This window comes from Pseudoalteromonas sp. (genome assembly GCF_041629635.1).
In the GTDB taxonomy this organism is placed as follows: domain Bacteria; phylum Pseudomonadota; class Gammaproteobacteria; order Enterobacterales; family Alteromonadaceae; genus Pseudoalteromonas.
The window spans coordinates 1-10,576 of sequence record NZ_JBFKMX010000125.1 but is presented as its reverse complement, the minus strand read 5'-3'; the positions used below and the strand labels follow the sequence as shown (position 1 = coordinate 10,576).

Here is a 10,576-nt window from a genome sequence, read left to right as displayed (position 1 = left end):
TAATTGCGGCACAAAATTACATGGCCGATGAGATGCATCTAACTGTTCAACAATAATGTTATGCCAAGCCGTTTTACAGGCGTTGGTGGAACCTGGCATAGCGAAAATCACCGTACCATTAGCAAAACCCGCAACAGCTCTTGATTGAATGGTCGATGTGCCAATTTGCTGATATGAAATTTGACGAAATAGTTCACCAAAACCATCAACTTCTTTATCAAATAATGGCGCCAAAGCTTCCGGTGTTGAATCGCGTGCAGTAAACCCTGTACCACCAGTGATCACTATTGCTTGCACCTTATCACTGGCTATCCACTGTGATACTACCGCGCGGATCTGATAAATATCATCAATCACAATTTGCTTATCTGCGAGTGTATGCCCTGCAGTTTCAATACCGTCAACTAAATAGCGGCCAGACGTATCACTGCTTTCATCACGTGTATCTGACACCGTCAAAACTGCAATATTTAACGCTTGAAAAGGAGCTGGTGTTTTATGTCCCATAATAATTCCTACAATGTTGTCTCTAAACTCCGCCATTGCTCTGGCGTGTTGGTGTTAATAAGTAAATCGGGTCTAATTGCTTCAAGGGGCTTTGCTTTGAAAGTCTTAAGTAATGCTCGTAGCGAAAGGGATTTTTGCTGGCGTAAGCTATTTGCTAAATAAGCGCGCAACGCATTATTTATTTGCAGCACGCATGGCAGCATAAAACCCTCAAAATAGCAGGCTTGCTGCTGTTTCAATGAATAGTTTTGCAATGCGATCAGATGTGCAGAATTGACAAGAGGCATATCTACCGGCAATACACTAAGCCAAACACCATTTTGTAATGCAGCGACTGCAGCATCAATACCCGCCAGAGGCCCGAGGCCAATAAAACGATCTTTAATACCATCCTCTTTGTTGCGGCTCACTAACACACGCTGACATAGGGAATCAGCTAGGGTTTCAATGGCATGGCCCAATAAATTTTGCTCACCAAAACGTAATTCAGCCTTATCTCGCCCCATACGTGAAGACTTGCCACCCGCGAGTACTAAACCAACTAGCTGCATACTAACCTCCCAACATCGCAAGATCTGATGTACAGCCAGATATGCCTTGATGTAAAAAATGGCTTAGCGGTTTATCGTTTAGCAAGGCATCAATGCAGGCATCTAATTGATGTTGTTTGTCCTTAGTAAGTAATGGTCTCAGATCATGACCTGCCTCACCAAACAAGCATAAATGTAGTTTACCTAATGATGAAATACGCAAGCGGTTACAGCTTTGACAGAAATCTTTTGAATATGGGGCAATAAAACCCACCTTCCCCAAAGAGTCGGGGTGATAAAATTCTTTTGCCGGGCCCGCACTTTTCGAACGTTGAATCGCTTGCCAACCTTCTGCAGTTAATTTATCTGCAACGTGCTGAGCACTCACATGGTTTTTCTCGAAATAGACTTTATTATCGAGCGTTTGCATCAACTCAATAAAGCGTAACGAAATCGGCTTGTCTTTCACCCATGCAATTAAATCTTGAATTTGCGCGTAGTTATATTGCTTCAATAGCACCGTATTGATTTTGATTGAACTGATTGTGGTTGTTTGCGCAATGGCTAAGCCATTGAGTAATTCTGTTAGATTATTTCTGCCGATAATGGCTTTAAGCATTCTGCCATCTAAGCTATCGCAGCTCACATTAAGGGCATCTAAACCCGCGTTGGCCCACGCTTTCACATGACGATCGAGCTGATGTGCGTTGGTGGTTAACGCCACTTTTTTAATGCCTGGCGTATTTTTGATGACAGTAATGATGTCACAGAGATCACGACGTAAACTAGGCTCTCCGCCGGTAATACGTACCTTTTCTATGCCATTGCGCGCAAACGCTGACACCAGAGTTTTAATTTCATCCAGTGACAAGTGCTGCTGCTTACTCTCACACTGATAGCCATCAGGTAAGCAATAATTGCAACGGTAATTACATACATCTGTGATCGACAAACGCAAATAGCTAAATTCACGTCCGTGCGCGTCTTGTAACATAGTCAACACCTTTCCAAATACGGGAGGCATAGCAATTTCTTACTATACCCTGGTGGCTTAGCCACGGCTTAAAATCCATGAAATGTAGTCGAAGGAAATTAAGCTCGGAGTTGCTCAAAAGCTGTCTAAATTGTGCCGTTATAGGCTGCTTAAAACCATACAACTGAGTTAGTAGAGATCAGCTAAAACACTACCTAATTAGGGGTAGGCCACCAATAAAAAAGCCGACCTAAGCCGGCTCTGGGAGTGGATTCTTTAAAGTTTTAGAAATTAACGTTGAGCATCGCCCATACTTTTGACGTATCGCTGGCATGCTCATCCGCTGAGTAGTGAGCATATTTTAATAACCCTAAAACACGCTTGTTAAATTTGTACTTAGCGGTTAAGTCGAGTTCAGAGCCATAATCAATGCTCTGCTCTACAGAATCGAAAATATGATAGGTTGCACTGAGCGCCACACCGCTAACTTTACCAGCGACTTTTACATAAAGATCGTTAATACCATTTTTGGGTGTGCTCAAGAATTTATCGGCAAAACCTTGAAATTTGTGTAACGTCGCCAAAGGTGTTTGAAAACCAACGCTATTATCGCTGCCCAGTGACTCAAAGCCTGCTGTGAAGGCCATCTTAGAAAGTTTATAGGTAGCATCTAACGCTAAATAATTTGTGCTGTAGTCAAGTGGGCTATCGCCTGTGTCAGTTTGTGTTGCATAGCTTGCATGTAATTTTATGCCCGCAATCACACCATTATAATCAACACCGAGCGTTTGATTTGATAACGCTAAAGCATCACGAAAATCCATCTCATACAGAAATGTCGTTATTTTGTGGTTCTCATTGATTGGCAAGAAGCCATGCACTAAGTGAATATCGCCTTTTAAATCTGCTTTTGCCCCTTCAGGGCCAAAGATACGATTCACATTGTGAATATAAGCGTAATCAAGCTTCATTTTATTATTAAATTCGTAAGCTAACCTTACACCATCAAAGGTTTGCTCGTTTTGACGCCAGGCCACGCCACCAACAAAACGCTGCCCATCTTGCACAATACGTTGACGGCCTAAATCGGCACTTAACCCAGCATTACGGTATTTTAAAGCAATTTGGTTAACATCTGTGCCTTTAGGATCAGCCACTACAGGATATTCTCCCTTGCCATTTGCTGTACTATTAAAATTGTCGTTGCCGATATAAGAGACATTGTCAACTTCTGCAATCAAACTAAAGTTTTGATATGCCTGCGTGTTGTAGGTCAGTCGCGTACGTAGAGTCGATGCATTTGCATTCTTGTCGATGCCATCTTGGTCAACGAACTCGTAGCGATAACGCATATTCACTTTTACTTGACCATCTGCCACAGCATCCATAACCGTGCTTGCTTGTTCTGCTGTTGCGGTTTGCATTACTAAAATACCCGAAAGTGCCATTGCTAATTTTGTCAGCGTAAACATTGCTTTTTTCATCTTTTCACCTGAATGTGTTTGTTGATGTTTTAGCGCCACAATACGCCCTTGCTGAATTGTTTTTTTGATTAAAATCAAGCTTTGTCACCAGCTACTCCCATATAAAATTAGCTACCCACAAGGAAGTATTGAGCTCATCTCACAGAAGGGATATAACCTGTTCCTATAACTTAAAGGTGTCATTTATGAAGCAATTAACAGACGCACAATCTCTTAGATATTGCAGGCATATACTCATGCCTGAATTTGATTTTGCTGGACAAGAGAAACTCTTAAATAGTCAAGTTATGATTATCGGTTTAGGTGGTCTTGGCAGCAGTGCAGCTCCGTACCTTGCAAGTGCAGGCGTTGGGGCACTCACGCTGATTGATTTCGATACAATTGAACTCAGCAATTTACAAAGGCAAATCATCCATACTGAAGATAAAATTGGCATCAATAAAGCGCTGTCGGCACAACAATACATCGCGAATATAAACAGTGAATGTGATGTCACCGCTATTGAGCAAAAGCTCGACAAAAGCGCATTAAGTGCATTAATCGAAACACATGACTTAGTGCTAGATTGCACAGACAACCTCAATACACGTGAGCAAATTAATGCATTATGCTATCACCACAAAGTGCCACTCGTCTCTGGAGCCGCGATCCGCTTTGAAGGGCAAGTAACCAGTTTTAACTGGCAGCCTAATACACCTTGTTACCATTGCCTTAGTCAGCGTTTTGGCGAGCAGCAATTAACCTGTGTCGAATCAGGTATATTATCCCCACTTGTGGGAGTGATCGGTGCATATCAAGCAATGGAAGCAATTAAGCTATTAACAGGTATTGGCGAAACACTTGTTGGTCGGTTAGCGCTGTTCGACGGCAAAACATCTATAAACAAAGAGTTTTCCTTTAAACCTGTTAACAACTGCCAAATCTGCGGCTAGTTTACTAGAGCGTGTTGACCTTTGCTGTTTGTTTCTGCAGCAGTTTGTTTGGCATTTAGACGAGGCAGAGCGATTGTGGTGTAGTTAATTTACATAAATGAGCGCTAAAGACTTTGTGCTCCTGCAAAGTCACCTTACCCTACATCCATGTAGGGCAACACAGTATAAATGCCAAACAAGCGCTGCCTAACAGGTTCAACCCAAAGCGTTTTGTTCTTTGTTGTTGCTTCTTGACTTAGCTCGCTAGGCCTACAAAGCAACGCCGCGATCAAAAAGCGTTGGATTTGAACAGAATTTAGACCGCAAAGGTCAACACGCTCTAATCATGTAGAAAGTTAGTATCAATCGCATGCTGAAGGCGCTTTGCCTTTAGCACAGATTTTTGTGCCGAATGCATCACAATCATACAGCAGGCAAGCACTCCATATAACAGCATAAAACTCGCGCTATACACACCCACTAAATCATCAGCCAAGCCAAACAAAATAGGCAAAGTACAACCGCCAGTGGCACCAATAAATGCTACAAAACCGCCAACTTGGCCCATTTGAGTGGGATAATAATTTTGAATTATTTTGTAAACCGATGCTCTACCAAAGCCTTGTGCAATACCAATAATTAAAATTAACCCCGTAAATAAATAGATGTTCACTTCGATATTGAGTTCAACATCACCTTTCATACCATGTATAGTCATCGTAGTGGGCGGATAACTTAAAAAGAACAAACACACCAGGCAAATCCAAAACACACTCCAATTAACCGCCCTTGCACCGTATAAATCAGCAAACCACCCGCCAAGTGCACGCACTAAACTCGATACAAAAGTAAACAGTAAGGTCAAATTCATTGCTGTGGTAAAGCTGGTGCTATATGCCTGCATATAATATTGCGGTAGCCATAAAATGAGCGCAAGAAAGCTACCAAAAACGAAATAATAATATAATCCAAAGCGCCATACTTGCAGGCTAGTTAATGGATTAATTTTCTTAACTGACTGAAAATCTGTGATAAATCGATTCGATTTCGGCGCTATAAAGGCAAATGCAAGTGTGATTAGTAACATACCCAAGGCGTAACAATAACCAACAAACTCCCAACCTAAATGCTCAACAATAAATGGCACAAGCGCTAAGGTAATGGCGGCTCCCGCATTACCAGCGCCAAATACCCCCATCGCAGTGCCCTGATACTTAGTTTCAAACCAATCTGTTACATAACGAATACCAATGGTAAACGATACGCCTGATAGCCCTAGCCAAAGCCCAATCAGTAAATACTCTAAGTAGCTCGATGCCTTAGGCAGCAACAATAGTGCAGGAATGATAAGCAGCATTTGCCAAATAAATAATGACTTACAATTGTTGTTTTCAACAAGGTAACCCACTGGCCAACGTAAAATCGCACCACTAAATATCGGAGCAGCAAGTAATAAACCAAACTCTGTTGCCGACAGCATTAGTTCGCTACGGATATTGACACCTAACACAGCATACAAGGTCCACACTGAAAAATTAGCAGCAAATGCCAAGGTGGCAGCCCAAAGCGCACGTTTAGCCAAAAAAGCTTGCATTTTATGTCCACATTCTAAATATTGCCGGATTCAATTTGAGTATAACAACAAGCTTTCACAGCTTTGTCACTACTCACTCATTTCCAGTGTTCTCGCACAGACTCTAAAAACCCCAAAGAACCAATCATAACCAACTGATAAATCGTGTTTAATTGATAAAATAACACTACCTACAAAGCGGTATATCCCGCTAAGCAGAATATTTTTCCACTCTTACTACTTGATATACATCAAAGTTTAAAACTCTAAGTACATTACAAATAAAGCAGTTAATAAAACGACTGCACTCAGTCAGGAGTAGAATAATGACCGACTCAGGTAAAATCCGGTTGCTCAACTTTGGCGACCCAAAAATAAAAACACTGCATATCACTTGGTTTGCTTTTTTCTTGACCTTTGTGGTGTGGTTTTCGCACGCACCACTAATGGTATTTATAAAAGAAGCCTTTGATTTAACTTCTGCGCAAATTAAAGCGTTACTAATATTAAACGTTGCCCTCACCATTCCAGCCCGCATAATCATCGGGATTTTGGTGGATAAGTTTGGCCCACGAAAGGTCTACTCCAGTTTACTTGTTGCCTCATCAGGTTTATGTATCACCTTTGCTACCGCAAACAGCTATGAACAATTAGCCTTATTCCGCTTTTTACTCGGATTTGTCGGCGCCGGCTTTGTTATCGGTATTCGCATGGTCGGAGAATGGTTCCCAGCAAAACAAGTTGGGGTTGCAGAAGGTATTTATGGTGGTTGGGGTAACTTTGGTTCAGCTGCTGCGGCAATGACGTTACCTACCCTTGCTATGTTTTATGGTGGCGATGATGGCTGGCGTTATGCATTAGGTACCACAGGTGTTATTGCTGGTTTATACGGTGTTTTCTATTTCTTTGTTGCACAAAACACGCCTAAAGGCTCAACTTATTTTAAACCTAAAAAAGCAGGTGGTCTTGAAGTCACGAGCTGGAAAGATTTTTATCTTTATTTATTTATGAATATTCCAATGTATGCTGCGCTTGCAGTACTTGCTTGGAAATTATCACCAACTGGGGTAAACCTGTTTAGTGAAACTGCGATGTACGGTATTTGGGCTGGGCTGGTTGCACTTTACATTTTCCAAGTTCACGCAATTTGGCAAGTTAATAAAGAAAACCTGACACAAGGTGTACCTGAGCTTGAAAAGTATAACTTTAAGCAAGTTGCTATTTTAGACTTATCCTATTTTGTGACCTTTGGTTCAGAGCTTGCGGTAGTTTCAATGTTACCTCTATTTTTCCTAGAAACTTTTGAAGGCTTGGATCCTGTTAAAGCTGGTTTACTTGCATCCGGTTTTGCGTTTATGAACCTAGTAGCACGTCCTACAGGAGGCTGGTTATCTGACAAGGTTGGTCGTCGTAAAAGTTTAATGATCTTGATTGCAGGCTTAGCAATTGGTTACTTTATTCTAAGTAACGTTGATGGTACTTGGTGGATCCCGCTGGCTGTTGCTGCAACCATGGCTTGTTCATTCTTTGTGCAAGCGGGTGAAGGCGCTGTATTTGCTATCGTACCGTTAGTTAAACGTCGTATGACAGGACAGATAGCAGGTATGGCTGGAGCTTACGGTAATGTTGGCGCAGTGACATACTTAACCGTACTATCATTTGTTGATTACAGCACCTTCTTCTTAGTGATAGGCTGTTCAGCACTGATCATTTTCTTCATCGCGATGTTATTGGATGAACCAAAAGGGCAAATTGCTGAAGTGATGCCTGATGGCTCAGTACATTTAATCGATGTAGGTTAACAACAAGGAATACAATGTCTCAGTTAAAGGTCACGATTGCTTCAAGCTGTAATCAAGGCATTAAATTAATTAATGAAGATGCCATAGAAAGCCACGTGCCAGAACATCAACATAGTATTCAGTATAAAGGTATAACAGCAGTGTTGGCTGACGGTGTCAGCACTGCTGAGGCAGGCAAGGAAGCCAGCCATTATGCTGTAACACAATTTATAGCAGACTACTACCAAACGCCCGATACTTGGTCTGTTGGCCAATGTGGTCAAAAAATACTGACCAGTATCAACCTCAATTTATATAAAAAAAGCCATGCTTTCCATACTGAACTGAAAGGATTTCTAAGTACCTTCAGTGGTGTCATTATTAAATCAATGACAGCGCATCTATTTCATGTTGGTGATTCACGCATTTACCATATTCGCGCAGATGACATTACTCAGCTGAGTCAAGATCATGTTGCTTTTATGGGAGAAAAAAGCTCGCTAGCAAGGGCACTCGGTATGGATAACAACCTGACAATTGATTATCGCAAGCATGCATTAGAAGAAGGTGATTATTTAGTACTAACTTCAGATGGTGTGCACGACTTTTTAGACCCTAAAATATGGCCACACTATTTCGCCAAGCACCCTGATTTCCAACAAAGTGCAGAGCAACTTATCAGCTTAGCACTTGAGAATGGCAGTGATGATAATTTAAGTTGTATTGTGATCCGTATCGATCAATTACCGAAGCAAACTTTAGATGATTACAATACGAAATTAACTCGACTTCCCTTCCCTCCGGCATTAGAGCCTGGTTATCAACTTGATGGCTTTACTATCAAGAAAGAGCTCTTTGCCTCAAGTAGAAGCCAACTCTATTTGGTAACAGATAACCATACTGGGGTTGAATTAGTAATGAAAACTCCCTCAATCAATTTTGAAGACGATACTCACTATATTGACCGATTTATTCAAGAAGAGTGGATTGGACTTAGAATCGACAGTGATTATGTGGTTAAGGTGATCAAACAAAATCGCCAGCGATCTTGTCTCTACTATCTTATGGAATATATTGACGGGGTCGGCCTTGACGATTGGATAATCAAAAACCGTGATGCCAAAGCCAGTGTAAAATTTTCGCTGATCGAACAAATAGGCCAAGGTCTGATGGCGTTTCACAGTAAAGAAACAGTGCACCAAGACTTAAAGCCCGGCAATATTTTAGTGATGCCAAACAACCAAATTAAGATTGTAGATTTTGGATCTGTTTTCGTCGCTGGTGTCGCCGAAATATATTCCCCCATTAAACATCAAGGAGCGCTGGGCACAGCGACCTATTCCGACCCCAATTATCTGTTCGGTAAAAATACTGGGGTGCAAGGGGATGTCTATGCCCTTGCCACTATTTGCTACGAGACGTTTAGCCTTGCGCTACCCTATGGAAACGAAATTGAAGAGTGTCAATCGCGCTTTGACTTTGATCGCCTGCGTTACACCAGTATTACCGAGCACAATCCGATGATCCCGATTTGGTTCGACCGCGCACTGGAAAAAGGGGTTAGGTTTGATCCATTGGAACGCTATGGCACCATTGAAAACTTATTAGCTGACTTGCGTGAACCCAATGCAAAGTTTTTATTAGACGACCCAAAAATCCACAAAGATTCATCTAAACTGCTATTTTGGCAAATTCTATCTGGCTTTTGGGTACTGATGCTGATTATTGTTATTATTTTATTCTCACAAAAATAAGAGGTTGTCTGATCCCTTTTAATTTGGAGTTCAGACACCCCCTTAGCCCTTAACCATCTCGTCCATCAATACGTGCGGAAAAGAGCACCTTTGCATATTTAATCACAAATAACCCATAACTGATGATCCAGATAATGGCTGAAAAAATTAAATTCGTTTGGTAATGCTGCCAAAACATTGGGAACAATACACGCCATACAACACCTATTACAAATATCATAAATGCCAATGTCATTACTCGGCCAACTTGGATCATACGACCAGTATGACCAAGCGACACACGTGAAATCATCGCCAAAACCATTAAACCAATGCCACCGACAGTAATACTATGATAGGCCAAAGACAGTGAAATATGCAGACCTAGCTCAACTAAACCAATCCCTAGTAGTCCAAAACACATAAACCAATAACTAAGGTGTAAGGGCCACACTAACGGTGTCGAAAATGTCACCCAGATGCGCCAGCGCACAGCGCGAATAAAGTTAGCTGTGGCTGCGAAAACATGTAGAACACCCTTTACTTCTGATGATAAAACAAAAGCATGTGAGAGAATGACTAACACAATACTCACAATTGAAAGAGTTTCTAAGAGTGGCATAGCCGGAACACGTTCAGTACGCGTACCATTTGCCGTAAACATAGGGAAGACACGACCGCCGATAATGCACATAACTAAACTTACCATCAATACCATCATATGACTGATTGCGGTATAGCTAATTGCTATAACACCATACAATGACAAATACATCACTGCGTTAAGCAAAGTCATAATGAGCAAAATCGGCACAAACATAATATTGCGCCATTGCTTTACCAAAATAATAGGGCGAGCTAGGAAAAATGCAGCTAAAGGGAGAAAAATCAGGTCTATTCCAATGCTAAAAATTGCAAGTTCAGGCGTTGTAAATATTAGTAACACCCTTGCCAAAGCCCATAAACCGAACAGCCCCATCAAGCTATAGCCCTTAATGCTGGGCTTGCCTGTCCAAGTTTGTACAGCAGTAAGTAAAAAGCCCACAACAATTGCACTGGTAAAGCCAAATAGCATTTCATGAAT

At 41.5% G+C, this 10,576-nt stretch carries 9 protein-coding genes and 1 riboswitch; of the genes, 3 read left to right on the top strand and 6 right to left on the bottom strand.

Translation table 11 applies throughout. From position 1 onward, the window contains the following. From moaB to ABYD77_RS15030, 4 genes are all read right to left on the bottom strand, one after another. The coding region (moaB, locus tag ABYD77_RS15045; protein ID WP_372770940.1) for a molybdenum cofactor biosynthesis protein B at positions 1-507 on the bottom strand (507 nt) is incomplete at its 3' end. Positions 508-515: 8 nt separating this feature from the next. Beyond that, complete coding sequence (locus ABYD77_RS15040; RefSeq protein WP_372770939.1) at positions 516-1,058, bottom strand: molybdenum cofactor guanylyltransferase; 543 nt, start codon at positions 1,056-1,058, stop codon at positions 516-518. Position 1,059: 1 nt separating this feature from the next. Further along, positions 1,060-2,031: a GTP 3',8-cyclase MoaA gene (gene moaA, locus ABYD77_RS15035; protein WP_372770938.1), complete on the bottom strand. Its 972-nt coding sequence runs from the start codon at positions 2,029-2,031 to the stop codon at positions 1,060-1,062. Next, positions 2,022-2,153, bottom strand: a riboswitch (molybdenum cofactor riboswitch). (Overlaps the previous gene by 10 nt.) A gap of 141 nt (positions 2,154-2,294) precedes the next feature. Further along, complete coding sequence (locus ABYD77_RS15030; RefSeq protein WP_372770937.1) at positions 2,295-3,572, bottom strand: alginate export family protein; 1,278 nt, start codon at positions 3,570-3,572, stop codon at positions 2,295-2,297. Between the two features lie 107 nt (positions 3,573-3,679). Between ABYD77_RS15030 and ABYD77_RS15025 the strand changes: the two genes are divergently transcribed. Next, entirely contained in the window at positions 3,680-4,426 is a 747-nt protein-coding gene (locus tag ABYD77_RS15025; protein WP_372770936.1) for a molybdopterin-synthase adenylyltransferase MoeB, read from the top strand. A gap of 319 nt (positions 4,427-4,745) precedes the next feature. Here the strand turns inward: ABYD77_RS15025 and ABYD77_RS15020 are convergent, their stop codons facing one another. Next, positions 4,746-5,999, bottom strand: a complete 1,254-nt coding sequence (locus ABYD77_RS15020; RefSeq protein ID WP_372770935.1) for a nitrate/nitrite transporter — start codon at positions 5,997-5,999, stop codon at positions 4,746-4,748. A gap of 305 nt (positions 6,000-6,304) precedes the next feature. On the opposite strand from ABYD77_RS15020, the gene ABYD77_RS15015 reads away from it, so the two are divergent. Next, the gene (locus tag ABYD77_RS15015; protein WP_372770934.1) at positions 6,305-7,780 is read left to right on the top strand and encodes a NarK family nitrate/nitrite MFS transporter; all 1,476 of its coding nucleotides are present in this window, start codon (positions 6,305-6,307) and stop codon (positions 7,778-7,780) included. Between the two features lie 14 nt (positions 7,781-7,794). Then, complete coding sequence (locus ABYD77_RS15010) at positions 7,795-9,513, top strand: protein kinase (RefSeq protein ID WP_372770933.1); 1,719 nt, start codon at positions 7,795-7,797, stop codon at positions 9,511-9,513. Positions 9,514-9,562: 49 nt separating this feature from the next. Here the strand turns inward: ABYD77_RS15010 and ABYD77_RS15005 are convergent. Beyond that, a partial coding sequence (locus tag ABYD77_RS15005) for an NnrS family protein (RefSeq protein ID WP_372770932.1) occupies positions 9,563-10,576 on the bottom strand: 1,014 nt, incomplete at its 5' end.